The organism is Marinobacter sp. MIT930201, from assembly GCF_047122665.1.
GTDB classification, from domain to species: domain Bacteria; phylum Pseudomonadota; class Gammaproteobacteria; order Pseudomonadales; family Oleiphilaceae; genus Marinobacter; species Marinobacter salarius.
This window is the reverse complement of sequence record NZ_CP138916.1, coordinates 208,611-232,332: the sequence shown is the minus strand read 5'-3', so window position 1 is coordinate 232,332 and position 23,722 is coordinate 208,611. Positions and strand designations below refer to the sequence as shown.

At 57.6% G+C, this 23,722-nt stretch carries 22 protein-coding genes and 1 tRNA gene; 13 read left to right on the top strand and 10 right to left on the bottom strand.

The genetic code is table 11. From position 1 onward, the window contains the following. Nucleotides 1–5: 5 nt before the first annotated feature. Nucleotides 6–1,172 carry a cation diffusion facilitator family transporter gene (locus SIC19_RS01090; RefSeq protein ID WP_127401016.1) on the bottom strand — a complete coding sequence of 389 codons (1,167 nt, stop codon included), beginning with the start codon at nt 1,170–1,172 and terminating at the stop codon, nt 6–8. A 372-nt stretch (nt 1,173–1,544) separates the two neighbouring features. Here SIC19_RS01090 and SIC19_RS01085 point away from each other — a divergent pair, with 372 nt between their 5' ends. After that, complete coding sequence (locus SIC19_RS01085; RefSeq protein ID WP_041333094.1) at nt 1,545–2,564, top strand: quinone-dependent dihydroorotate dehydrogenase; 1,020 nt, start codon at nt 1,545–1,547, stop codon at nt 2,562–2,564. 214 nt (nt 2,565–2,778) lie between these two features. On the opposite strand, the gene rmf is transcribed toward SIC19_RS01085, so the two are convergent. Then, the gene (gene rmf / locus SIC19_RS01080; RefSeq protein ID WP_040474610.1) at nt 2,779–2,988 is read right to left on the bottom strand and encodes a ribosome modulation factor; all 210 of its coding nucleotides are present in this window, start codon (nt 2,986–2,988) and stop codon (nt 2,779–2,781) included. Between the two features lie 322 nt (nt 2,989–3,310). Here rmf and rlmKL point away from each other — a divergent pair, with 322 nt between their 5' ends. Next, a complete protein-coding gene (gene rlmKL / locus SIC19_RS01075; RefSeq protein ID WP_127401018.1) occupies nt 3,311–5,494 on the top strand; it encodes a bifunctional 23S rRNA (guanine(2069)-N(7))-methyltransferase RlmK/23S rRNA (guanine(2445)-N(2))-methyltransferase RlmL in 2,184 nt (727 codons plus the stop codon). Here rlmKL and SIC19_RS01070 read toward each other — a convergent pair. After that, nucleotides 5,478–6,104 carry an outer membrane beta-barrel protein gene (locus tag SIC19_RS01070; protein WP_127401020.1) on the bottom strand — a complete coding sequence of 209 codons (627 nt, stop codon included), beginning with the start codon at nt 6,102–6,104 and terminating at the stop codon, nt 5,478–5,480. The two genes, rlmKL and SIC19_RS01070, sit on opposite strands and share 17 nt — an antisense overlap. Nucleotides 6,105–6,217: 113 nt before the next feature. After that, the gene (locus SIC19_RS01065; RefSeq protein ID WP_036208396.1) at nt 6,218–6,697 is read right to left on the bottom strand and encodes a hypothetical protein; all 480 of its coding nucleotides are present in this window, start codon (nt 6,695–6,697) and stop codon (nt 6,218–6,220) included. A 110-nt stretch (nt 6,698–6,807) separates the two neighbouring features. Between SIC19_RS01065 and SIC19_RS01060 the strand changes: the two genes are divergently transcribed. Next, nucleotides 6,808–8,100 (top strand): M18 family aminopeptidase, encoded by a 1,293-nt coding sequence (locus SIC19_RS01060; protein WP_075196937.1) that lies wholly within the window; start codon nt 6,808–6,810, stop codon nt 8,098–8,100. 1 nt (nt 8,101) lies between these two features. Here the strand turns inward: SIC19_RS01060 and SIC19_RS01055 are convergent. Then, nucleotides 8,102–8,177, bottom strand: a tRNA-Asn gene (locus SIC19_RS01055). Between the two features lie 73 nt (nt 8,178–8,250). On the opposite strand from SIC19_RS01055, the gene SIC19_RS01050 reads away from it, so the two are divergent. After that, complete coding sequence (locus SIC19_RS01050) at nt 8,251–9,216, top strand: YheT family hydrolase (protein ID WP_127401021.1); 966 nt, start codon at nt 8,251–8,253, stop codon at nt 9,214–9,216. A 7-nt stretch (nt 9,217–9,223) separates the two neighbouring features. On the opposite strand, the gene SIC19_RS01045 is transcribed toward SIC19_RS01050, so the two are convergent. Next, entirely contained in the window at nt 9,224–9,856 is a 633-nt protein-coding gene (locus tag SIC19_RS01045) for an arylesterase (RefSeq protein WP_127401023.1), read from the bottom strand. Between the two features lie 80 nt (nt 9,857–9,936). Here SIC19_RS01045 and SIC19_RS01040 point away from each other — a divergent pair, with 80 nt between their 5' ends. Next, nucleotides 9,937–10,629, top strand: a complete 693-nt coding sequence (locus SIC19_RS01040; RefSeq protein ID WP_082040509.1) for an ABC transporter ATP-binding protein — start codon at nt 9,937–9,939, stop codon at nt 10,627–10,629. Further along, nucleotides 10,629–13,115, top strand: a complete 2,487-nt coding sequence (locus SIC19_RS01035) for an ABC transporter permease (RefSeq protein ID WP_041333106.1) — start codon at nt 10,629–10,631, stop codon at nt 13,113–13,115. Before SIC19_RS01040 ends, SIC19_RS01035 begins: the two co-directional genes overlap by 1 nt. Before the next feature lie 17 nt (nt 13,116–13,132). Here SIC19_RS01035 and SIC19_RS01030 read toward each other — a convergent pair whose 3' ends face one another. The 4 genes from SIC19_RS01030 to SIC19_RS01015 all read right to left on the bottom strand — a co-directional run bounded on the left by SIC19_RS01030 (nt 13,133) and on the right by SIC19_RS01015 (nt 17,207). Continuing rightward, on the bottom strand, nt 13,133–13,927 hold the full coding sequence (locus SIC19_RS01030) for a substrate-binding periplasmic protein (RefSeq protein WP_127401025.1): 795 nt from the start codon (nt 13,925–13,927) through the stop codon (nt 13,133–13,135). Nucleotides 13,928–14,118: 191 nt separating this feature from the next. Next, nucleotides 14,119–15,306 (bottom strand): iron-containing alcohol dehydrogenase, encoded by a 1,188-nt coding sequence (locus SIC19_RS01025; protein WP_041333110.1) that lies wholly within the window; start codon nt 15,304–15,306, stop codon nt 14,119–14,121. Next, nucleotides 15,306–15,851 (bottom strand): hypothetical protein, encoded by a 546-nt coding sequence (locus tag SIC19_RS01020; protein WP_007154360.1) that lies wholly within the window; start codon nt 15,849–15,851, stop codon nt 15,306–15,308. The genes SIC19_RS01025 and SIC19_RS01020 overlap by 1 nt, the downstream gene beginning before the upstream one ends. Nucleotides 15,852–15,926: 75 nt before the next feature. Next, nucleotides 15,927–17,207 carry a M48 family metalloprotease gene (locus SIC19_RS01015; protein WP_075196936.1) on the bottom strand — a complete coding sequence of 427 codons (1,281 nt, stop codon included), beginning with the start codon at nt 17,205–17,207 and terminating at the stop codon, nt 15,927–15,929. A gap of 201 nt (nt 17,208–17,408) precedes the next feature. On the opposite strand from SIC19_RS01015, the gene SIC19_RS01010 reads away from it, so the two are divergent. From SIC19_RS01010 to SIC19_RS00980, 7 genes are all read left to right on the top strand, one after another. After that, complete coding sequence (locus SIC19_RS01010; protein ID WP_127401027.1) at nt 17,409–18,170, top strand: DUF599 domain-containing protein; 762 nt, start codon at nt 17,409–17,411, stop codon at nt 18,168–18,170. Nucleotides 18,171–18,188: 18 nt separating this feature from the next. Continuing rightward, entirely contained in the window at nt 18,189–18,659 is a 471-nt protein-coding gene (locus SIC19_RS01005) for a PaaI family thioesterase (RefSeq protein ID WP_041333114.1), read from the top strand. Further along, a complete protein-coding gene (locus tag SIC19_RS01000) occupies nt 18,656–19,090 on the top strand; it encodes a PaaI family thioesterase (protein WP_127401029.1) in 435 nt (144 codons plus the stop codon). The genes SIC19_RS01005 and SIC19_RS01000 overlap by 4 nt, the downstream gene beginning before the upstream one ends. Nucleotides 19,091–19,464: 374 nt before the next feature. After that, a complete protein-coding gene (htpG, locus tag SIC19_RS00995; protein ID WP_127401031.1) occupies nt 19,465–21,357 on the top strand; it encodes a molecular chaperone HtpG in 1,893 nt (630 codons plus the stop codon). 9 nt (nt 21,358–21,366) lie between these two features. Beyond that, complete coding sequence (locus tag SIC19_RS00990; protein WP_007154354.1) at nt 21,367–21,585, top strand: DUF2835 domain-containing protein; 219 nt, start codon at nt 21,367–21,369, stop codon at nt 21,583–21,585. Between the two features lie 76 nt (nt 21,586–21,661). Next, the gene (locus SIC19_RS00985) at nt 21,662–22,627 is read left to right on the top strand and encodes a tRNA dihydrouridine synthase (RefSeq protein WP_127401033.1); all 966 of its coding nucleotides are present in this window, start codon (nt 21,662–21,664) and stop codon (nt 22,625–22,627) included. Nucleotides 22,628–22,736: 109 nt separating this feature from the next. Beyond that, entirely contained in the window at nt 22,737–23,702 is a 966-nt protein-coding gene (locus tag SIC19_RS00980) for an MBL fold metallo-hydrolase (protein WP_127401035.1), read from the top strand. Nucleotides 23,703–23,722 lie beyond the last annotated feature (20 nt).

Sequence of the window (23,722 nt, the reverse complement as noted above, 5' to 3'; positions counted from 1 at the left end):
CCCTGTCAGTTCTCGGTATGGGCGTGCCATATCCTGAGGCTGCCGAACCACGCGTAGCGGCCAAGGTCCTCGCTGATCTGACGGGCGTCGGGAAGTGCCTCAGACTCAGGAATCTCCATAAACAGTTCCATATGGACCCGGTTGCGGAGGTAATGAAGCCGTAGCCGGTTGTTGGACGGCAGGTTTTCTATGTGTTGGTGAAGTACCTCGCGGATTTCCGCTCGGGCGGGCAGTTGCTCGGAGGTCTGGGGGTGGATTTCGTCGTTCTCGGCATCAATGTGGAAATTGATGTCGAGAATGTTGTCCAGGGCATTGCGCATGGCTTTTACCACCTGCATTCCTATCTGATGCCCTTCGGAGACACTGATCTCCGGCGACACCACAAGGTGCACATCCAGCAGGATGTCATGCCCCATGCGTCGGCTGCGAAGTTCATGCACGTTGCGCACGCCGTCGGTCTTACTGGCGATGTGTTTCAGTGCTTCGGTATCTTCCGGGGACAGGCCTGTATCGACGAGTTCTTTCACGCTGTCGCGGGTGAAGCGCCAACCGATGTGAATGATGATCCCGGAGATAATCACTGCCGCGAGAATGTCCAGCCACAGATAGCCCAGCATGGCGCCGATGGTCGAGAAGAGCACCACCACGGAGGAGAGGGCATCAGTGCGGCTGTGCCAGGCATTGGCGATGATCAGGTCAGAACGGATCGCTATGCCAACCCGACGCGTGTAGCGATAGATCCATTCCTTGCTGGCAATGGAGATGACGGCTGCCACCAACACCGGCCATTCGGGAATGTTCACAGCGCCGCCATCAAGCAGTCGCAGGGTGTTATCCCAGGCCAGGGCCGCGCCAACGGCAATGAGGATGCTGCCGAGCACCATGGTGCCCATGGTTTCTATGCGTTGGTGGCCATAAGGATGGTCCTGGTCTGGCGCTTGACGGGACACCCGCATGACGCCCAGTACGACCAGGTCCGATGCGACATCCGTAAAGGAATGAATGCCATCCACCAACAGCGCCTGGGAATGAAACAGCGTTCCGGCGATGACCTTGAGAATGCCCAGTACACCATCCAGTAGCATTCCGATAACGGTTACACGCGATGCTGCCCTGCGCTCCTGGGGAAGTCCCTTGTGTTCTTGGGAGGAAAAGGTCTGCTGGTCCGTCATTGAGGTTCTCCGTGGGCCTGATCGTCAGTATAACGAACCTGCCACTGTATGTTTTATGCACATGGGCGTAATCGCTGAATGACGTAACATTCTGTGACCGAACTGCCTGCCGTGACAGAAAAGGCTCCGTAACTATTTGATATTTATAAATAAATAAACTGATCAAAAAATGATCAATCTGTAGGCTGGCGCGAATATCAAGGGTTCGGCCGCGTTGCCCCGCGATTTTCAACAGGGTTATCCACAGATTCCGTGGAAAAGGTCACAAGAGCTTAACGCTACAGACATTTAGCCGTCATATTTAAGGTGTAGGGCGATGCTGTGGAAAACTTCCGGTATACTCCGCATCGTTCTCGATCAGGGAGATTGTGTATGTATGGCATTATGCGCGAACTGCTGTTCCGGCTGCCACCGGAGACTGCTCATAACCTGACGTTGTCGGGGCTCGATATGGCAGGAAAGCTCGGGTTGCTCCAGGCGCTCGTCAGCAAGCCGGAGCCGCTGCCAACCAAGGTGATGGGCCTGGAGTTTCCCAATCCCGTTGGGCTGGCTGCAGGGCTCGACAAGAACGCTGATCATCTGGATGCCCTGGGCGCATTGGGATTTGGGTTTATCGAAGTAGGCACTGTCACGCCTCTGGCTCAGCCCGGCAACCCGAAGCCGAGAATGTTCCGGCTCCCTGAGCACAGCGCCATTATCAATCGGATGGGTTTTAACAATCATGGCCTTGAGCACCTGCTGGATCAGGTGGACAAGCGTCGTTACGCCGGCGTACTGGGTATCAATGTCGGCAAGAACAAGGCCACACCCAACGAGGAATCCGAGTCAGATTATCGCAAAGGTATCGCGGCGGTGTATTCCCGCGCTGACTACATCACGGTGAACGTATCATCCCCCAATACGCCCGGCCTGCGGGATCTTCAGTTTGGCGACTCTCTAAAGGGCCTGATGCACGCCATCAAGGAGGAGCAGGCACGTTGTGAGAAGGAACATGGGCGCTACGTGCCGTTGGCGGTGAAGATTGCCCCGGATATGGACGACGACGGAGTGCGCTTTGTGGCCAACGCTCTGAAAGAGTCGGGGCTGGACGGTGTCATAGCCACCAATACCACCATCAGCCGCGAGGCCGTTGCCGGGCATCGGTACGCGGAAGAAGCTGGGGGGCTCAGCGGGGCGCCGGTAAAGGCGTCTTCCACCCGGGTGATTCAGGCTCTGTATGCGGAACTGGGAGAGTCGTTACCGATTATCGGGGTAGGCGGCATTACCGACGGTGACAGCGCGGCTGAGAAAATTCGTGCCGGCGCAAAGTTAGTGCAGATTTATACCGGTTTTATCTATCGCGGTCCGGCGCTGATCCGGGAGTCGGTCGACGCGATTCGGCGTCTGACTTGATGCGGTGGTGAGAACGGTGTGCCATGAGGTGTGCCAGGAAGTGAGGCCAGAAATAAAGTGGGCCCGCTTAGCGGGCCCGTGCGGGGAATAAACCCCGTGGCGTTTCATCGCATGGTACGGGTCGGGAGGACCCGTTTGGGTTGCTCTGGGTACTGCGCCAAATTGTGTGTTGTTGAAAGATCAGATTAAAGATTCGGGGTGCTGACAAACAACGTTATGCCGTTACGTTTGCCAGTCTGTGGATGCCGGATACGCCGGTCATGCCCTCCCATTGATCTGTGCGGCCTTCTCGCCACCCGTTGAGCCATTCCTGGCGAACTTCCGGCTGTTCCAACGGGCAACTGTCTTTTGCTTTACCGGACACGCCGGCCAGGTAACCCCGTTTGAATGCACGAGCGTACATATCTCTTTTCTGTCTTTTCATGCCGTTCCTCACTGATGGATTAACAGAACAAGCGTGTACACATCTGCCGTGGCCGAGACTTGGGGCAACCCTTCCGGGGTAACCCACTATTGTCAGGTATGGCCAGAGCAGTCAGGATCCTGTTAACAGAGAGCCCTTTGTTGGCTCCCCGGAACGACGCGTCACCTACAAGGTAAGACTAAGCCAGCGCCCTTGTACACTATTTATTTCATCTATATGAAGCTTCTCTTATAGTTGTGTGACATAACAAGCCAGTGAAAACCTCGGAAAATGCGCTAATCCCACGACCTTAGCCATCGTAGAAACGACTCAGGAGTCGAACGTGTCAGACCTTAACTTTTTCGTAACCTGCCCCAAGGGCCTGGAGTATTTGCTGGAGGACGAACTGCGTACCTTCGGCATGGACCCGGTCCGGAACGCACCGGCAGGTGTCTGGGCCAACGGCACCCTTGAAAGTGGCTATCGTGCCTGCCTGTGGTCGAGGCTCGCAAACCGGGTCATCCTTCATCTGGCGGACGTGGATGCCACCTCCGGTGACCAGATGCTGGGGGGTGTGACGGATCTGGAGTGGCAGCAGCATATTCCGATGAATGGCAGTTTTCGCGTCAACTTTGTCGGTCAGAACGAAGCCATCCGAAACACGCAATATGGTGCCCAGCGAGTGAAGGATGGCATTGTGGACCGTCTGCGCAGTGCCAGTGGTCAGCGGCCTTCCGTGGACGCCAAAAACCCGGATGTAACGGTATCCGCACGCCTGAATCGCGGCAAACTGTCGGTAGGCATCGACCTGAGCGGCGACAGCCTCCATAAGCGGGGCTACCGCACGGAAAAGGGGGCAGCGCCACTGAAGGAAAATCTGGCGGCGGCTCTGCTGACGAGATGCGGTTGGCCGGAACTGGCGAAAGCCGGCGGCGATTTCATCGACCCTATGTGTGGTTCCGGCACGCTGGTGATTGAGGCTGCCATGATGGCTCTGGATCTGGCGCCCGGCCGCAAGCGCGAACGTTTCGGTTTTGAGCGTTGGCTGGGCCACCAGCCGGACCTGTGGTTGTCACTGCGCCAGGAAGCCGAGAAGCGCGCCTATACAGGCAAGCAGGGCATTGAGGGGCGCGTTCCTGCCTTCCTGGGCTTTGACCAGGATCGAGGGGTGATACAAACCGCAGGGAACAACCTGCAACGGGCTGGCCTGGAAGGCATCGTAACCATCAAGCAGCAAGGAGTTGACCAGTTCAGCCGCGAAGAGGCCTGGGCTGAGACTGGCCTGGTGCTGGTTAACCCTCCCTACGGCGAGCGCCTGAGCGAACGCAAGGAGCTGGGTGGTCTTTATCGCAGCCTGGGTGAAGCCGTTAAGGAAGCGTTGCCGGGCTGGCGGTTTGGCGTATTCACCGGTGCGCCCGAGTACGGCAAATCCATAGGCCTTCGCAGCTACAAGCAGTACCGACTCTACAACGGCAAGTTGCCGGCGCAGTTGCTGTTGTTCAACGTGGATGACGCCAGCGCCATGACACCGCGGGAGCCCGATGTACCTGGCGAGGTGACGCTTCGCATCGCCAATGAAGAGCGCGCTGCGATGCTGCGCAATCGCCTGAAGAAAAATATGAAGACCGTCGGCCAGTGGGCCCGCAAGCAGGGTATCGGCTGTTACCGCCTGTATGACGCCGATATGCCCGAGTTTGCACTCGCTATTGATGTCTACGAGGGTCGTGTCCACGTTCAGGAGTACGCTGCTCCCAAGTCAGTCGACGAGCGTTCCGCACGGGAACGGTTGACCGAGGCTCTGGCGGTGATTCCTGACGCCATCGGTGTCGAGCGGGAAGACATGGTCTGCAAGCAACGACAGCGGCAGACAGGTACCAGCCAGTACGAAAAGCAGGCAGCCAGCGGAGAGTTTTTCAACGTTCACGAACATGGTTGTGTTCTGAAGGTGAACCTCAAGGATTATCTGGATACGGGCCTGTTCCTGGACCATCGACCAGTACGCAACTGGATTCAGCAGAATGCTGCGGGCAAGCGGTTCCTGAATCTTTTCTGTTATACCGGAGCGGCCACCGTGCACGCAGCGGTCGGCGGCGCGACCCGTTCACTGAGCCTGGACATGTCGAAAACCTATGTGAACTGGGCTCAGGAGAATCTCGCGCTTAACGGTGCCGATGCATCCCATCACCGGGTGGAGCAGGCGGATTGCCTGGCGTGGCTGGCGGGCAAGCCAACCAGCGATCAGCGTTTTGACCTGATTTTTATGGACCCGCCCACCTTCTCGAATTCCGCCCGCATGGCCGGGGTACTGGATATTCAGAAAGACCATGGCAGGTTGATACGCCAGGCGATGCAGCGGCTGACCTCAGAGGGCCTGCTGATTTTCTCGACCAACTTCCGGCGCTTCAAGCTGGATGAGAGCCTGGAAGAGGAGTTCGCCATTGAAGAAGTGACCCGGGACACCCTGGACCGGGATTTTCAGCGCAATGCTCGAATTCACCGGTGCTGGCAGGTCAGAACTCGTATTTAAAACCGGTTGAGAACTGGAAGGTGTTCGCGCCGGTTTCGGTGTCTTCAAATAACCGGCCACCTTCCAGGACGATGAAACCATTATCGATAACCTCGAAATCCAGGCCAAGCAGCCAGCTCACGCTGAAGGAACTGTCCGGATATTCGTCCGCGATTGAGGCGTAGGGCGAGTCATCGTCAGGATCGGCTTCCCGGGCCTTGCCCAGCTGAGTCAGAGTGGCTACCCCCTGAACGTGGGAAAACCCGAACTGGGCATAGGCGTTGGCGTAATCGGTGATCGGGTAATGGCCGCCGATGTACCAACTGGCGAAGTACTCGATGTCCAATTCCAGTTCGTTGTCGATTTCGGCGGTGGTGGTACCCGCACCTGCGCGGATCTCCACGTGAAAATACTCGGAAATATGTGTTCCAAGCACCATGGATCCTGTGGTTGACCAGGCTGTTTCGAGGGTGTTCTGGCCTACAGACCGGTGGTTGAGGCCGGTGGCCAGAATGCCGACGTAGGTCATGCCTTCGCGGGGAACTTTATCCTGTGCGCTGGCCATGCCCGGTGTGAGCAATGCTGCGGAAAGCGTGGCGGCCGTGAAGAGGTGTCGCAACAGCGTGTTCATTGTTATTGGGCTTCCTGGCGTTGTCGGATTCCGACAGATTCTGCCTTCTGTAACTGTTTGTTACGTCGACACAAGTCACAGTTCGCATTGCCAGCGACGTTGTAGGATGGGGTTCAGTCGAAGAAGCCTTCCTCACGTGCAATCAATAATAATGCATAGACCCCGTTTTCGGGCAGTTGAGGTTCCAGGCCTTCGTCGGACAGCAGTTGCCTGCGTCGGTCGTCCAGTGCTTCCCGGGGCAGGGACGTGACCAGTTCTTCCATGCCCGCGATTTCGAAGGGCGCGTCCATGGCGACGGCGGTGAAGATCAGATCCACCAGGATTTCGTCCGGGTCCATGCCGTCCACGTAAACCGTCTGGTCGGGCAGGTCCTGATGAAGCTCCTGGGCCAGTTCGATCAGGGGTACGCCCTGTTCTTCCAGGTAGAGCAGGTCGATATCGCCCAGGTCGGCGTCTTCCGGTATCCATTCGTCGGCCGGGGCGATGACGACGGTTTTCATCTGACCGTCTTCCAGTGACCAGGCCATGGCCACGGGGAACAGAACGTCGTCGGTCTGGCAGTATTCGATATCAAGAAAACGCGGTGCGGGCAAGGTACACTCTCCGGGTAGCCGGGCTGCGCGGGCAGCCGTTTTGTACGGATATGACGTCGGGCGCCATCATGCCATACTGGCGCCGCAATTATCAGTTTATCAGGGACATCATGGAACACGCTGAATTTAACACCAATCTGCTCGAATTTCTGAACGCATCACCGACCCCCTGGCACGCTGTAGCCAGTATGAAGCATCGTCTTGATCAGGCGGGTTTCAGGGCCCTGGATGAGAAAGAAGACTGGGAACTGGAAGCGGGGCAGGGCTATTACGCCATCCGTAACGGCTCATCCATCGTGGCGTTCCGCACTGGTCGCCGCGACCCCGAGGAAGCCGGTATTCGTATGGTGGGTGCCCACACCGACAGCCCCTGTCTGAAGGTGAAACCCAACCCGGAACTGCGCCGCAAGGGGTTTTTCCAGTTGGGTGTGGAAGTGTACGGCGGCGTGTTGCTGAATCCCTGGTTTGATCGTGACCTGTCCCTGGCGGGTCGGGTCACTTACGTGGATGAGTCCGGGTCGGTGAAAGACACACTGATCGATTTTCGCAAGGCCGTGGCGTATATACCCAGCCTCGCCATTCATCTGGACCGGGAAGCCAACAGCAATCGCACGGTTAATCCACAAACCGATCTTCCGCCGGTATTGATGCAAGTGCCGGAGGACGACACCACCCGCTTCACCGATCTGCTGACCGACCAATTGGCCACGGAGGCCCCGGGTGTCCGCGTTCGTAAAATTCTGGGCTATGAGCTTGGCTTCTACGACGCCCAGCCAGCATCGCTGGTGGGGCTGCGCGAGGACTTCATTGCATCGGCACGGCTGGATAACCTGCTGAGCTGTTACATAGGGCTGCAGGCTTTGATCGAATCTTCCGGAGACGAACCGGCGCTGCTGGTATGCAACGACCACGAGGAAGTGGGCAGCATGTCGGCGGAAGGGGCTCAGGGGCCGTTCCTGTCAGCGGTTCTGGATCGTTGGTGCGGTAAGGGTCGGGCGCGCGCGATTGCCCGCTCGATGATGATCTCGGCGGACAACGCTCATGGTATCCACCCCAACTACATGGACAGGCACGACGAGAACCACGGCCCGCTTCTGAACCAGGGGCCAGTGATCAAGGTCAACCATAACCAGCGTTACGCCACCAATAGCCGCTCAGCAGCGTTGTACCGCCACATCAGTGATGAGCTTGACCTGCCATATCAAACTTTTGTGGTGCGCAGTGACATGGGGTGTGGAAGCACGATTGGCCCGCTCACCGCCGGTAATCTTGGGGTGACAACGCTGGATATCGGTGTGCCACAGTTTGGCATGCACTCAATCCGGGAAATGGCAGGAACCAGAGATGGGGTGACGTTGTTTCGGGTGCTGCGGGAGTTCATGCAGCGAGAGGAGGTGCTGTAAATGGCTCCCCGAGCTGGGCTCGAACCAGCGACAAACGGATTAACAGTCCGTTGCTCTACCAACTGAGCTATCGGGGAACAAAGTCGGAATGGCGCGCATAATAGGGACTTTGCCCGGCGGCGTCAACCCCATGAATTGAAAGGTTAAATTTTGTACGACCACAATCTGTATTACAAGCCACCGCTGTGGTTGCGCAATGGCCACGTCCAGTCTGTCTGGCCGACTCTGTTTCGCAAGGTGTCACTGACAGAGCCGGTCAGGGAATCGCTGCCAACAGAGGACGATGACGAGTTACATCTGGATTGGTATCGCCAGGGGAACGACCGGTTGGCAGTGTTATCCCACGGCCTGGAAGGGCACAGTCAGCGTCCTTACATGCAGGGATTGGCGCGGGCGCTGTTGAACGACGGCTGGGATGTATTGGCCTGGAACTTTCGTTCGTGCGGCGGTGTGATGAACCACCAGCCCCGCTTTTACCACAGCGGCGCAACCGGCGACCTGGACAGGGTCGTGCAGCATGGACTTGCTCAGGGGTATGGAAAAGTGATGCTCTCGGGCTTCAGCATGGGCGGTAACCTCACTCTGCTATACCTCGGGCAGAAGTCAGAGCAGGTGGATAGCCGTATCTGCGGCGCTATCACCTACTCCGTACCCTGTGACCTGGCCGGCAGTGCCGATACGCTGGCCCGGCCCAGCCGGCGTATCTATATGCAACGTTTTCTGCGTGACCTTCACGCGAAGATGGAAGAGAAGTCGAAACGATTCCCGGGGCTGATCGATATTACCGGGTTCGAAAAGATTCGCAGTTTCCATGAGTTTGATGATCGCTACACCGCCCCGTTACACGGTTTCCGAGATGCCAGGGACTATTGGGAAAACTGTTCTGCCTTGTGGACTTTAAAGGACATCCGTGTGCCGGCGCTGATGGTTAACGCTGCCGATGACCCGTTCCTGTCCCGGCAATGTTTTCCGGAGTCCCGTGCGCAACTGGGCTCTTACGTGCGGCTGGAAGCGCCCCGTTGGGGCGGCCATGTCGGCTTTGTTGAGCACGTTCAGGATGGCTATTACTGGTCGGAGCGGCGGGCTGTGGCACATGCCCGCACGCTGGTGGCTTAAAGCAGGGCTATTCCCTGAGCATGGGTTCCAGTACTGGCCAGATGTTATCGAGCAATTGACCCTGCGCTTCTGCCGTTGGATGGATGCTATCGCCCTGCATCATGCCTTCCTGGTCATAGATACCTTCCAGGAAAAAGGGGAGTAGTTCGGTCTCGTATTTGTCGGCAAGTTCGGGGTAAATGTCCGCGAAGGCGCGGGTATATCGCTGACCGTAATTGGGCGGAATCTGCATGCCCACCAGCAGGGTTTCGGCGCCCGCCTCCTTTACCTGCTCAATCATCCGGGCCAGGTTCTGGCGGATAACGTTGGGCGGAAATCCCCGCAAGCCATCGTTACCGCCGAGCTCGATGACAACAACGGCGGGTTCGTTCTTATCCAGAAGATCCGGCAGGCGGCGTAGACCGCCGTCGGTGGTTTCGCCGCTGATGCTAGCGTTCACCACCTGCCAGTGGTCCAGGCCCTCGCCCTCGAGCCGTTCCTGAAGCAGAGCCACCCAGGATTCCCCGGTTTGCACGCCGTAGGCTGCGCTGAGGCTGTCGCCAACGATCATCAGTGTGCTCTGGCTGGCCTGAGCCTGGGCACCAACACACATTAAAGCGAGAAAAACTATTGATCTCAGGCGTAAAAATACCGTATGCATAGAGGTCCTGTGTTCAAGACAACCGTTGTGGAGAGCTCGTGAGCGACTTAAGTGATCACAAACCGGATAACGTTAGCCCCATGCTGAAAGTCAGTAACCTGACGCACAAGGTCAGCCTGGAGACAGATACGTTGACGATCTTGCAGGGGGTCAGCCTGGAAATCAACCGGGGTGAATCCGTCGCCATTGTCGGGCGCTCCGGCTCCGGCAAAACCACGTTGTTGGGGCTGTTGGCCGGATTGGATACCCCATCTGATGGCACTGTTGAACTTGATGGTTCGGTGATCAGCAAGCTCAGTGAGGATGAACGCGCGAAACTCCGGTCCCGCCGTGTTGGCTTCGTGTTCCAGTCATTCCAGTTATTGCCGGCCCTGACCGCGCTGGAGAACGTTATGCTGCCGCTGGAGCTGGGCGGTTTCGATTCTCCAAAAGCCAAAGCAAAGGAGTTACTGGAACGGGTCGGGCTTGGCGAACGGCTCTCTCACACCCCGAGGCAGCTTTCCGGTGGCGAACAGCAGCGGGTGGCCATTGCTCGCGCCTTTGCCTCCGAGCCGGCCATCCTGTTTGCCGACGAACCCACGGGCAATCTCGACAACCGCACTGGCGCTGACGTATCCGACCTGTTGATGACCCTGAATCGGGAGCAGGGCACAACATTGGTCATGGTGACCCACGACGAACGGCTTGCCGCACGCTGTGGCCGACAATTCAATATTGAGGCCGGTGTATTGACCGAGCCCTCGACGGCCCCTCAGCCAGAAGCGGTGAACTGATGGCGGCTTCAAAGAAACTCATGTCTGTCAAACGTGACTGGCGGGAACGGGATGTTCGTGTGGTGCTCTCGGCACTGATCATCGCGGTTGCCACGGTAGCAACCATTGCCCTGTTCGCCAGCCAGTTGCAGCGTACCCTGGTGTCGTCAGCCAGCTCTTTTCTTGCCGCGGATCGCCAACTGGAAGCGGAAAACGGCCGCCCGATTCCTGAGGGTTGGATGCAGGAAGCCGAGCAAAGAGGGCTGGAAACGGCCCGTATGGTCGAATTCTCCACGATGGTCTTTGGTGCCGGGAATTTCCAGCTGGTGTCGGTCAAAGCGGTGAACAACGCATACCCGCTGCGGGGCGAAGTGGAATACCAGGAGGGTGCGGAGGCGCCGAGGCAAACGGTTGCCCATGGACCTGCGCCGGGCGAGGTCTGGATCAACCCGCGTTTGCTGCGACTCCTGGAGCTTGAATTGGGAGACACCCTGGAGGTTGGTAATCAGGGGCTGATCATTTCCGGCCTGCTGGTGCGTGAGCCGGACGGCGGCTTCAATATGTCTGCTCTGGCGCCGCGGGTAATGATGCACGTGGATGACGTTGGCGCAACCGGTGTGATTCAGGAGGGCAGTCGGGTTGAATACGTGTACCTGTTTGCCGGTGAAGAAGCGCTGCTCGACGATTACTACGGTTGGCTGCAGCCACGTCTGGAGCCCAGCCACGAGTGGGAGGGTGTGCGAGACGGCGAGACCTTCTCCCGCTCCCTGGAACGGGCTGAGCGTTTTCTGTTGCTGGGTGGCAGCCTGGCGGTGATGTTGGCGGCGGTCGCCGTGGCGGTCGCCAGCCGTCAGTACGCGTTATCGCAACGGGATACCGTCGCGCTGTTGAAAACCCTGGGGGTTCGCAGCCAGGGAATAGGCCGCCTGTACCTGCGTCGATTGGCTCTGTGGGGTATTGTTGGTGCCGTTGGCGGCCTGTTGGTGGCCTTACCTCTGTATTGGCTGCTGTCCAGCGTGTTGGGGGATGTGCTGGAGCGGCAGATAGACTACCAGATTGATCCCAATGCGTTGGCGCCGGCGTTGTTGACAGCGCTGGTGTCGCTGTTTGCCTTTGCGTATCCGCCCATCCGAAGGCTGCGGAATGTACCGGCGATGCGGGTGTTGCGAAGCCAGCCCGGCGAATCCGGCCGCGAAGCGATTCCCGACCTGGTGATTGCAGTCGTCGCAATCTTTGGCTTGGTATGGATGTACGCCAGGGAAGTGTCCCTGGTGTTGTCCCTGCTTGGCGGGCTTGCCTTGCTGCTCGGTACTCTGGGCCTGCTTGGGTGGTTGATGGTCACTACACTGCGTCGCATCAGTGGTGGTGGGAACGCCTGGCGGCTGGCACTTGTGGGTCTGTACCGGCATCGCCGAGCCAGCCTGTCCCAGATTGCGGTCTTCGCCATGACGTTGATGCTGGCGGCTACGCTGATCCTTGTCAGAACGTCCCTGCTGGACGACTGGCAGTCGCAATTGCCTGAAGACACGCCCAATCACTTCCTGATCAACATCGCCCCGGAGGCGGTGGATGAGGTGGATGCATTCTGGGCCGAACGCGGGCACCCACTGGAGAAGCTGTATCCCATGGTCCGTGGCCGGCTTACCGAGTTGAATGGGAAGCCGGTGAAGGAAGCCGTGACCAAGGACGAGCGGGTCGGTGCCCTTAACCGCGAGTTAAACCTGACCTGGATGGAAGAATTGCCGGAGGACAACGGCATTGTTGCTGGCCAATGGTTCACGAACGGGCAGACCGACGGTGTCTCCATTGAAGCGGAGCTGGCTGGAAAGCTCGGTGTTGAGGTGGGGGATGAGCTTGGCTTCACCATTGGCTCAGAGAAGATCACGGAAACCGTGACCAGTGTTCGTACGGTCCAGTGGGACAGCATGAAACCCAATTTCTACATGGCGTTTCCTCCGGGAGGTGGGCTGGAAGACATGCCCGCCACGTGGATTACGGCGTTCTATCTGCCGGCGGACCTGAAATCCCAGCTCAACGATTTTTCACGCCGGTTTCCCACGGTTTCCGTACTTGAAATCGACCATGTGATTGAGCGTATTCAGGAAATCGTACGGCAGGTTACCCAGGCTATCGAAGCGATATTGGCGTTGATCCTGGCCGCCGCTCTGGTTGTGATGGCTGCGGTAGTCAGTGCCACCATGCAGGATCGGCAACGGGAAGGTGCGCTGCTGCGGACTCTGGGCGGCCGACAGACACTGCTGGTAAGGAGTACCATGCTGGAATTCGCGTTGCTGGGATTCTTTGCCGGTATTCTCGGCGTTGCGGCTGCGGAAGGCGCCGTTTGGGCGTTGCAGTTCCGCATGTTTGAAGGCGAGTTCCGTTGGCACTGGCAGACCATACTGCCCATCCCACTGTTCAGTGCCCTGGTGTTGGCGCTGTTCGGTCGCTGGCAACTGAAGCCCGTATTGAGCGTATCGCCGATGCTCCTGCTCAGGCGACTTGAATAACAGAGGCGATTCCGGAATTAACGGTAGTTGGAGAGAATTTCATCCAGTCTGCCGTTTTCCCGGAGGGCTTGGAGTTCCCGGTTAAACGCGTTGGCAAAAGGTGCCCACTCCTTCCGGAGCATCAGTCGGAAACCGTATTCGCTGAGCTTGGTCGAGGTAGTGGTGAACTCTCTCTGGAGCCCCTCGTTCCTCAGGATCCACTTGCCAACCAGGCGATCTGCGATCGCGGCGTCGAGATCTTCGCCATGGAGAACGTACAGGAACATGTCCCGGTCCTTGGAGACGTCAAAGCGCCTGATGTCTCCTGACTCAAAGTACGGTTCCAATGCGGGGTAATGGTAACCGAGGTGGGTTACCAGGGTTTTCGAAAGCAGATCCTCAGGCACTTCAAACTGAAACGCTGAGTCTTTCGGCACAAACAGGACTTCTTCAATATTCACCACGGGATCTGTGAAGACAAAATCCTCGGGGTTGTCAGTCCATTCCTTCGCCCGGGTGGTGCCGTCTATGTAGCCGTCCATCAGCATCTGATCGACCCGTTTGCGGGGAATTTTTTCGGCGACAACGCGATAATCCAACTGCTTAGCCACCAGGACAACCACGTCCCACATGATGCCGGACTGTTTGTCGCCTTCTGTGATCAGGTAAGGGGGGTAGCCATTCGGCGAGACGTTAAATCGGAATACGCGCTCTGCGTCCTGTGAGGGAGCTTCCTCGTTAGCGAATGCGGTTGCGCCGCAGAGGGACGTAAACAGGAGTGCCAGTGACGCAATAGAGATCAGGATGTGCCGACTGGATGAGTCTTTGCGCATAGATGCGAGGCTCTGTTTCAAGGAGATATTCTAATCCGGCTACATCCCTGCCAGCTACTGCGGAATTGTCACTGTTTCTCCTGTCAATTTCAATGACATGATTTGAATGTTTTTGTAGCGTTGAGTGTCGGCCTGTATTCCCTGAAGGGCTTGAAACACCCGGCCTGAGCCGGGTGCCGGGCGTTACCCGATCAGGCCCAGGCGCGCTTCAGAACCGCGCGAGCATCTTCGAGGCTAACCTCTTTCGGATTGAACATCATGGCGCCGTCGTCCATGGCCATTTCGGCGATGGTATCAAGCTGGTGTTCCTCAACGCTGCCTGTTTCCTTGAGAGTGCGGGGCAGTTTGCAGCGTTTGTGGAGCTCGTCTCGCAGCTTGCGCAGGGCTGATATGCTGGCTTCCGCGCGGCGGCTGGCCGGTGTGGCGGAATAGACATCAGGCCCCTCGAGGTAGAGCAGTAACTCGCCCAGCGGTGCCCGGATCGACTCGAGGTTGTACTCCAGTACGTAAGGCAGGTACAGGCTCATACACAAACCATGGGGCAGGTGGCAGATGGCGCCGGTGGCGTGCCCGAGGGCGTGAACCAGTCCCACCATGGAGTTCGAGAAGGCGATCCCGGCCATGGTCGAGGCCTGCGCCAGCTCCAGTCGGCCATCGCTGTCTTTCGGGTTATCCATGACCTGCAACAGCGAGGTGCTGATCTTTTTAACCGCCGCTGTGGCATAGGCATCACTAAGCGGGTTCTTGGCCATGCAGGTAAAGGCTTCCGTGGCATGGGTCATGGCGTCCATGGCGGTGGCAGCCGTGATGTGGGGAGGCAGTGTCAGTGTCATCCTGGGGTCGATCACGGCCGCATTGGGCAGCAGGAATGACGAAGTGAAGGGGAGTTTCACCGATTTGGTTGTGTCAGTGATGACGGCTACCGACGTTACCTCCGAGCCTGTACCGGCGGTGGTAGGAACCACCAGGAACGGTTTCAGGGGATGTTTGATCACCCCCGCGCCACTGTAGGCGGCAATGTCATCTCCGCCTTCTGACACCAGAATGTTCACGGCCTTGGCGGTATCGATGGCAGAGCCACCACCCACCGCAATGATGGAGTCGCATTTCTCGCTACGATAGATGCCGGCAATGTCCCTGACCACGTCGGTGGACGAATCCGGCGGTACATCGTCGTAGATGCTGATAATTTCCAGCCCGCTTTCCTCGCAGGCCGCGACTACCGGGTCCAGAAGGCCGGCGGCCCTGACACCTTTGTCGGTTACGATCATCGGGCGCTTGGCGGCGAGGCCGGTGAGCTCGTAAGGAATATGCTCAAGAGCCGCTTTGCCGGCGATGACTTTGACCGGGCAGAAAAACTCGTAATATTGGTTCGTCATTATGCTCTCACCGTCTCGACAAAATGGGTTGCAACCTTGAGGTAGATACGGGCTGCGCTGAGGAGTTTCTCAGGCAGGTGAAGGTTTGAGGGGTATTCCTTTACCGCACGTTTCGCCACCAGCTTGGGCAGGATGAAGGTTTCAAGCCGATTGAGGACGCGGGTCATGCGAATGGCATAACTGATATCGCCATCCACCAGCATGCGGTCGTTGGCGAACGCCACCGAGGTTTTCTCCTGGAACGAGAGCACCAGGAAGGCGTGAGCGATGTGCTTGAACTGAATGGACAGGTCCACCGGGCGAGGTGCGGAGTCCCCATGGTAATGAAAGCGGCCATTCCCGGTGTGTTCAACAATGAGTCGTGACCCGTCTGGCATCACCATCATTTCAAACAGGAAGCCATCGGGCAGGGCCCGGGCTTCCTTTTGCACCGCGGAATCAATTTCACTGACAGCCTGGAGCGCGCGCCCCATCACCTGGAACATCAGCTCCACATAAAGCCGCCGGGCCTGGAACACCATCGGCTGGATACGTTTCGCAAGCATGGCAATCGTCCGATTGTTGTTTAAGTACATCGATTTTTAGAGTTATTGCTCTAAAAGTCAATGCGGACGATGACGTCAGTTCTGCGTCAGTTGGGCCAGCTTGCGTTTTGCTTCCTCGGCCACCTCACCGCCGGCCTCTGCTGCGGTGCTGTAATACTGGATGGCTTCCTGGCGTTTACCCTGCTTGACAGCAACATCACCCAGCCGCAGGTAGGCGATTGATGTCGGCACAACCTGATTGGCCTGGCTCAGGTGTTCGCGGGCTTTGTCATAATTGTTCAGCTCCAGGGCATTCAGGCCGCTGTGAAGCTGGTAAGTGAACATCTCCGGATACAACGACGTGGCCTTGTCGAAGTCTGCGGCGGCTTTATCAAGGTTTTCTTTGGCCCGGTAGATGCGCCCACGAAGTGAGTAGAAAGCGGCTTCTTCCGGTTCTACCTTGATGGCCTCATTCACTTTGGCGAGAGCTTCGTCCAGCTTGTCGTTGCTGGCCAGTTTCATGGCTTCGTCATAGGCATCGTAAGCAGGCTGGCGGCTGCGCAGGAACGACAGCTTCTTCTCGTAGGTTTCTTCGCCGCGATAGCCGCCCGCGCCAATTTTATTGACCAGTTCCTGGTTCTCACGAACGCGTTTCTGTGACGGCGGGTGAGTGGCGAACATGCCTTCAATGAAGCTTGTGTCACGGTCCTCAGAGAGCCGCACAAACACTTCCTGCAGCTCCACCGCTGCCTGCGGGTCGTATCCGGCGGCTTTCATGTAACGAATGCCGTAGTGGTCGGACTCCAACTCATCTCCCTGGCTGTACTGGGCGAGTGCGAGTTGCGCCCCCATGGCCGCGCCGCCCATGATCAGGCCGGCCCATTCGTTATCAGAGAGGGCAAAACCCAACCCCGCCACGCCTGCGCTGATCAGCATGCCTTGCTGCATGCGCTGGACGCTGTGGCGAGCGGCGGCGTGAACAATTTCATGGCCAAGGACTGATGCCAGCTGAGCTTCATCTTCCAACTCCATCAGCAAGCCACGGTTGATGGCAATCTTGCCACCCGGGAGCGCCCAGGCATTGGGCACACTGCTGTTCAATACCACGAACTCGTAGGGCAGGTCGGGCCGATCACTGACCTTTGCCAGCTTCTGGCCTACCTGGCTGACGTACAGATTCAATTCCGGGTCGAGATAGAACTGACCGCCCTGGGTTTGCTGAGTGGGCTTGTACTGCTCACTGCCAATGGAGAGTTCCTGGCTCTCGGGAATCAATGACAGCTGCTTTTCGCCGGTTACCGGGTTGACTGAACAACCGGCGAGGAAGGCCACCAGCACAAAAACGGAAAGATGTCGAAAGCCTTTGTGAACGTTCACGATAAACTCCTTGTTTGAATACCTGGGCAGACCCTGGCAGATATCCGCGGTCGCCATTGCTGGGCATTGGGATGTTTATACCATATCCCTGTGAGCGCCTGTGATACTACCCGTAAGAGCTTGTTGTGTGGAGGCTTTGTCGGCTTTGCGGTATGATCAAAGACTCCAATTCCCGTTTTATACCGCATCCGGAACGACTTCATGAGCAACTATCTGGAACTCATTGCCCTGATCTGGTTTTTGATCTGCTGGCTGGGCTATTCCGAGTATTCCAGGCGCAAGGCCAACGATCGACCCTGCCTCTCCAACACTCTCGACCTTTATCGTGAAGACTGGATGCGCGTGATGCTTCGCCGGGATAACCGTATATCCGACGCCTCCGTGGTGGGTAACCTTGAGCGCAACGGTGCCTTTTTCGCGTCCAGCTGCCTGTTGATCCTGGCCGGTATCATTACTGCGCTGGGATACACCCAAGAGGTCATGGAAGTGTTCAGTACCATGCCGTTTGGCACCTTGCCCAGCCGGGAAATCTGGGAAATGCGGATGGTCGTGTTGATGGTGATTTTCATCTACGCGTTCTTCAAGTTCACCTGGTCCATGCGGATGTACAATTTCGTCTCCGTGCTGATTGGCAGTGCACCGCTCACAACCGATACCAAGGCAAGTCCTGCTGCCCGGGAAGCCTTTGCAAAGAGCGCCGGAAGGGTTTGCAATCTTGCGGGCGATGCCTTCAACCTTGGGTTGCGCTCTTACTATTATGCATTGGCCGTGGTTTCCTGGTTTATCCACCCGTTGGTATTCATGGGTGCTTCTACCTTGATCGTCATCGTTTTGTACCGTCGGGAGTTCCGTTCTACCGCGCTGAGGGCGCTGCGAGACGGCAAGGTGTTCGAGGAGCCGCTGCCAAAGTCGGACACTGAGAAAGACTCCGGTAAAGAATCGGATAAAGAAACCCAACACTGACGTGATGAGCCGAACGTTATGAAAGACTCCATTGGGATGGATCGGGTGCGCCGGTTTATCGACACCCTGAACCAGGGGCGAGAACTGGGTTTGACGGTAACCGCGGTAAAAAATGGGCAGTTGACGCTGTGCCTGCCGTACAGTGACCGTATCATCGGTAACCCGGACACGGGAGTGATCCACGGTGGCGCCATCACGACGTTGATGGATACGGCGTCTGGCTCCGCGACCCTGTGCGCCCTGGACGAATTCGAGCTATGCCCGACTCTGGACCTGCGAGTGGACTACATGCGCCCGGCCGAGCCCCGTAAACCGGTATATGCTCGGGCGGAAGCCTACAAGGTTACCCGCAATATTATTTTTACCCGTTGCGAGGCCTTCCAGGACCCCGGTGAGACCATCGCGAACTGCGTGGGCACCTTCATGCGGATCGGCAGGGAAGCAACCCCGAAATCCTTCCGCGATCTGATTACCGGAGGCGAAGAATGACCAACCCGGAAATCCTCCGCTATACCCAGGAAACCGGTGACTTCTCCCGCATGCTGGAAAGTATCCCTTACGCCCGGTTTATCGGCCTGGAGTGTGATCGCTATGGCGATGACCTGATCTTCCGCCTGCCGAAGAAGGAAGAAAACCTGGGCAATCCGATACTGCCGGCCATTCATGGCGGGGTGATTGGTGGCTTCATGGAGCTTTCTGCGTTGATTTACCTGATGATGTCCCAGGAAGCCCTGCGCATGCCCCGCATTGTGGATTTTTCCCTGGATTACCTGCGTGCCGGCCTCGACCGCGAGACCTTTGCGGAATGTCAGCTTACCCGCCAGGGTAACCGCGTAGCCAATGTGATGATCACCGCCTGGCAGAAGTCCCGCTCCCAGCCCATCGCGACCGCACGGGCGCACTTCCTTCTGGAAGACTGAATTCGTTTGATCGGGGTTGAAATGCCCCGGTCTAGCCCCATTTCTGGTTCTAACAACTCAGGCACTGGTGCAGGCAAGCAGTTGAGGATGGGCTTACGAAACACGCCTCGAGACGTCCCTGTGCGGCTCGGGCTCCGCCATCCATGGCTCCGCACGGTTTCGTAAGCCCATCCTCAACTGCTCGCCCGGGCTCCGTGCCAGAATCAGTATTACTCAATAGTCGGGTGGCGTGGGTTTGAAGCCCTGTCCAAAACCGTGTGGAGCCATGGATGGCGGAGCCGAGCGTACATGGACGTATTCACAGCGTGTTTTGGACAGGGCTTCGAACCCGCGCCGCTCCACCGAAGCAAACACAGCAGGAGACAAAACAAGCCATGACGGTTGAATCGCAAAAAGAGACCCTGGGTTTTCAGACCGAAGTTAAGCAGCTGCTTAACCTGATGATCCACTCCCTGTACTCCAACCAGGAAATTTTCCTTCGTGAGTTGATTTCCAACGCGTCGGATGCGGAAGACAAACTGCGTTTCGCTGCATTGAAAGACGACAGCCTGTTCGAGGGCGACCCGGAACTGAAAATCCGCCTCGACTTCGATGCAGAAAAGAACACCGTCACGCTGAGCGACAACGGTATCGGCATGAACCGGGACGATGTTATCCAGAACCTGGGCACCATCGCCAAGTCCGGCACTGCGGAGTTTCTCAAGCAGCTTTCCGGTGATGAGAAGAAGGACAGCAAGCTGATCGGTCAGTTTGGTGTCGGCTTCTATTCCTCATTCATCGTGGCCGATTCCGTGGAAGTGTTTACCCGCCGCGCCGGTGCACCGGTGGAAGAGGGCGTTCATTGGCAGTCTGCGGGTGATGGCCAGTTCACCATTGAGAATGTGGACCTGAACGAGCGCGGCACGCAGATCGTCCTGCACCTGAAGGATGACGCCAAGGAATTTGCCGACGGTTTCCGTCTGCGCAACCTGGTGAAGAAGTACTCCGACCACATTTCTTTCCCGGTGGTGATGAAGTCCGAATCTGAAGAAGAGGGTGAAAAGGGCGAGTATGAGACGGTCAACGACGCCACCGCCCTGTGGACGCTGTCTCGCAGTGAGATCAAGGATGAGGAGTACAAAGAGTTTTACAAGCACATTGCCCACGATTTCGAAGACCCGCTGACCTGGTCGCACAACAAGGTGGAAGGCAAGCTCGATTACACCAGCCTGCTGTATGTACCTGGACGTGCGCCGTTTGACCTGTATAACCGGGAAGCGCCCCGCGGCCTGAAGCTGTACGTGCAGCGCGTGTTCATCATGGACGACGCAGAGCAGTTCCTGCCGTTGTACCTGCGCTTCACCAAGGGTGTGATCGATTCCAACGACCTGTCACTGAACGTCTCCCGTGAGATCCTGCAGAACGACAGCACCGTTGAAAGCATCCGTACAGCGGTGACCAAGCGGGTTTTGGATATGCTGTCCAAGCTGTCCAAGAAAGAGCCGGAGCAGTACCAGAAGTTCTGGAATGAATTTGGCACTGTGCTGAAGGAAGGCCCGGCGGAAGACTTCAGTAACCGCGAGAAAATCGGCGGCCTGCTGCGCTTTGCGTCCACCCATACCGGTGAGCAGGCGCAGACCGTGTCTCTGGATGAGTACATCGGCCGTATGAAGGAAGGCCAGAGCAAGATTTACTACATCACCGCCGACAACTTCATGGCCGCCAAGAGCAGTCCGCACCTGGAAGTGTTCCGCAAGAAAGGCATCGAGGTGCTGATCCTCTCTGACCGCATCGATGAGTGGATGATGGGCTATCTGAACGAGTACGACGGCAAACAGTTCCAGGACGTTGCCCGTGGTGATCTCGACCTTGGCGAAGTGGAAACTGAGGAAGACAAGAAGCACAAGGAAGAGGCTGCCGAGGAACACAAGAACCTGCTGGAGCGCATCAAGACCGCACTGGATGACCGGGTGCAGGAAGTGCGGGTAACCAACCGCCTGACTGATTCACCGGCCTGCCTGGTGGTTGGCGACTTCGATATGGGCGCGCAGATGAAGAAAATCATGGAAGCGGCGGGCCAGAAAGTGCCCGACAGCAAGCCGATTTTCGAGATCAACGTTGAGCATCCGCTGGTTCAGCGCCTTGAGAACGAGCAGGGCGAGGACCGCTTCAAGGAGCTGTCTGCCGTATTGTTGGACCAGGCCACATTGGCCAGTGGTGAGCAACTGCAGGACCCGGGCGCGTACGTGAGCCGCCTGAACCGCCTGCTGCTTGAGCTTGCCAACTAAGGCCGCCTGATGCAGCAGATTATCGTGGACGTCGATATCAGCCCTGATGAGTGGATCAAGCTCTATCAGGGCTCGGCGACGGATGTCCACACCACGGCCCGGGACGGGCGATCCGTCCGCTTCCCGGCCCGTATTCTCTCCCGCTTTTACCTTCGCGACGGCGTACAGGGCAGTTTCCGTATCCTGTTTGATGACCAGGGTAAGTTCGTCAGCGTGGAACGCTTGTAATTCCGGCCTACCAACGTCCCTAAAACTTCTCTACAATTCCCACCCGTTTATTCCTTGATCAATTCGTGGAGCCCTGATGCGAATAATCCTTGCCCCAATGGAAGGGCTGGTTGATGCACCCATTCGAGAGACACTGACAGCCGTTGGTGGCATCGACCGGTGCGTAACGGAATTTGTTCGCGTGACTCAGGGCATGTTGCCGCCCCGTATTTTCTACAAATACGCCCCGGAACTGCACAATGGCTGCGAAACCCAGGTTGGCGTACCGGTGGCCGTTCAACTGCTGGGCTCAGACCCCGTCCAGATGGGCCGGCATGGCGCCAAGGCGGTGGAGTTGGGCGCCACACAGGTTGATATCAATTTCGGTTGCCCCGCCAAGACCGTGAACAAGCACAAGGGTGGCTGCGTGCTCATGCGCGAGCCCGAATTGATGCAACAGATTACGGAAGCGGTTCGTGCCGCCGTGCCTGCTCATGTGCCGGTGACCGCGAAAATGCGTCTGGGGTACGATGACCGTTCCATGGGCGTTGCCTGTGGCCAGGCGCTGGAAGCGGCCGGCGCGTCCGAAATCGTGGTTCATGCCCGCAGCAAGGTGGACGGCTACAAGCCGCCGGCTTACTGGGAAGATGTGGCCCGGGTCAGGGAAGCGGTTAATGCCCATGTGATCGCCAACGGCGAGATCTGGACCGTGGCGGATTACTGGCGCTGCCGTGAGGTCTCTGGCTGTGACGATGTGATGATCGGTCGTGGGCTGATCGCCCGGCCGGATCTGGCACGGCGGATTCGTGCAAGCCAGCTCAAGGAATCGGTGGCGGATATGACCTGGCCCGAGGTGGTCAGGCTGGTAGAAGGCTACGCCGTTGCGCTGCAGGACCGCCTTGAAGACAGGTTTGTGACCGGCCGAATCAAACAATGGCTGAACTATCTGCGTGGCGGCTACGCGGAGGCCCAGTGGCTGTGGCCCGAAGCCAGAAAAATCCGTGACGTGGCCCCCATGCTGGCTTGCCTTCGACAGCCCGTCCCGGTTACTGAAGCTGCATAGATCTGTTCACGTTTACCACTCCGGAATTCCATTCTCCAGCTACACTGCTATGAAGTGACGCATCCATCGTATTGGTTATGGTACCGCCAAAAACCGTGGAGAGGGAGATATGAATAACGCCTGCAAGAGCCTGGTTGCTGCCTTTCTGGCAAGCGCCGTATCGCTGTCGGCCGCTGCCGACACAGTTAACGTTACCCCGCTTGGGAGCCATGACGGCGAATTCTGCGCCATGGACCGGGCGCTGATCTTTGAGGACCCCAATGGCACCCGTATTCTTTATGACGCCGGTCGAACCGTTGCGGGTGCCGATGATCCGCGATTAGGCAACATTGACGTGGTGCTGGTATCCCACGTTCATGGCGACCATGTGGGGGATCGCCATATTCGCGAGGTTAATCAGGGTAGCTGTGGTGGGCCGGAGGTTCCGGTGGTGGTGCTTCCCGAGTCCAATTCCGTGAAAATCACCGCTGCCAAGAAGGCAAAGATCGTAACGGGTAGCGAAATGCCGGCCTTTTTTGCCAGCAAGCTCAAAAGCGTGGAGGGTAATCCAGAGGATTCCCTGCTGGTGAGGTTCGGTGCTGAACGGGTGGTGGGCGGTGTGGCCATCACGACCGTGCCTGCCGTGCACAGTAACGGCCTGTCGCCGAGCTTTCTCACCGGCCCGCTGGCGGAATACCTGAAAGCGGCGGGCGTTGGCGCCAGTGTCGGACCGCCCACCGGCTACGTGCTCACGTTCACCAACGGCCTGGTGGTGTACCTGTCCGGTGACACCGGTATCACCGCTGAGCAGAAACTGGTTGTCAAAGACCACTACGGTGCCGGTCTTGTCGTTCTCAACATCGGTGACACCTACACCACTGGCCCCGAAGAGGCGGCCTACGTGGTAAATGACCTGATAAAGCCAAACGCGGTGATCGCGTCCCACGCCAACGAGGCCGCCACACAGGATGGCATGGTCCGGGACGGAACGCGCACCAAGCAGTTTATAAGCCTGTCCTCAGTGCCCGTTCACGTTCCGCTGAGCGGAAAAACCATGAGCTTTGATGGCTCCGCGAATTGCACCGGTGGTTGTTGATACGAAGGCTGGCCGTAGAG

Coding starts and splice junctions, on each gene's coding strand:
- SIC19_RS01090 (WP_127401016.1), bottom strand. CDS start 1,172: ATGACGGACCAGCAGACCTTTTCCTCCCAAGAACACAAGGGACTTCCC.
- SIC19_RS01085 (WP_041333094.1), top strand. CDS start 1,545: ATGTATGGCATTATGCGCGAACTGCTGTTCCGGCTGCCACCGGAGACT.
- rmf (WP_040474610.1), bottom strand. CDS start 2,988: ATGAAAAGACAGAAAAGAGATATGTACGCTCGTGCATTCAAACGGGGT.
- SIC19_RS01070 (WP_127401020.1), bottom strand. CDS start 6,104: ATGAACACGCTGTTGCGACACCTCTTCACGGCCGCCACGCTTTCCGCA.
- SIC19_RS01060 (WP_075196937.1), top strand. CDS start 6,808: ATGGAACACGCTGAATTTAACACCAATCTGCTCGAATTTCTGAACGCA.
- SIC19_RS01045 (WP_127401023.1), bottom strand. CDS start 9,856: ATGCATACGGTATTTTTACGCCTGAGATCAATAGTTTTTCTCGCTTTA.
- SIC19_RS01040 (WP_082040509.1), top strand. CDS start 9,937: ATGCTGAAAGTCAGTAACCTGACGCACAAGGTCAGCCTGGAGACAGAT.
- SIC19_RS01035 (WP_041333106.1), top strand. CDS start 10,629: ATGGCGGCTTCAAAGAAACTCATGTCTGTCAAACGTGACTGGCGGGAA.
- SIC19_RS01030 (WP_127401025.1), bottom strand. CDS start 13,927: ATGCGCAAAGACTCATCCAGTCGGCACATCCTGATCTCTATTGCGTCA.
- SIC19_RS01025 (WP_041333110.1), bottom strand. CDS start 15,306: ATGACGAACCAATATTACGAGTTTTTCTGCCCGGTCAAAGTCATCGCC.
- SIC19_RS01020 (WP_007154360.1), bottom strand. CDS start 15,851: ATGCTTGCGAAACGTATCCAGCCGATGGTGTTCCAGGCCCGGCGGCTT.
- SIC19_RS01010 (WP_127401027.1), top strand. CDS start 17,409: ATGAGCAACTATCTGGAACTCATTGCCCTGATCTGGTTTTTGATCTGC.
- SIC19_RS01005 (WP_041333114.1), top strand. CDS start 18,189: ATGAAAGACTCCATTGGGATGGATCGGGTGCGCCGGTTTATCGACACC.
- SIC19_RS01000 (WP_127401029.1), top strand. CDS start 18,656: ATGACCAACCCGGAAATCCTCCGCTATACCCAGGAAACCGGTGACTTC.
- htpG (WP_127401031.1), top strand. CDS start 19,465: ATGACGGTTGAATCGCAAAAAGAGACCCTGGGTTTTCAGACCGAAGTT.
- SIC19_RS00990 (WP_007154354.1), top strand. CDS start 21,367: ATGCAGCAGATTATCGTGGACGTCGATATCAGCCCTGATGAGTGGATC.
- SIC19_RS00985 (WP_127401033.1), top strand. CDS start 21,662: ATGCGAATAATCCTTGCCCCAATGGAAGGGCTGGTTGATGCACCCATT.
- SIC19_RS00980 (WP_127401035.1), top strand. CDS start 22,737: ATGAATAACGCCTGCAAGAGCCTGGTTGCTGCCTTTCTGGCAAGCGCC.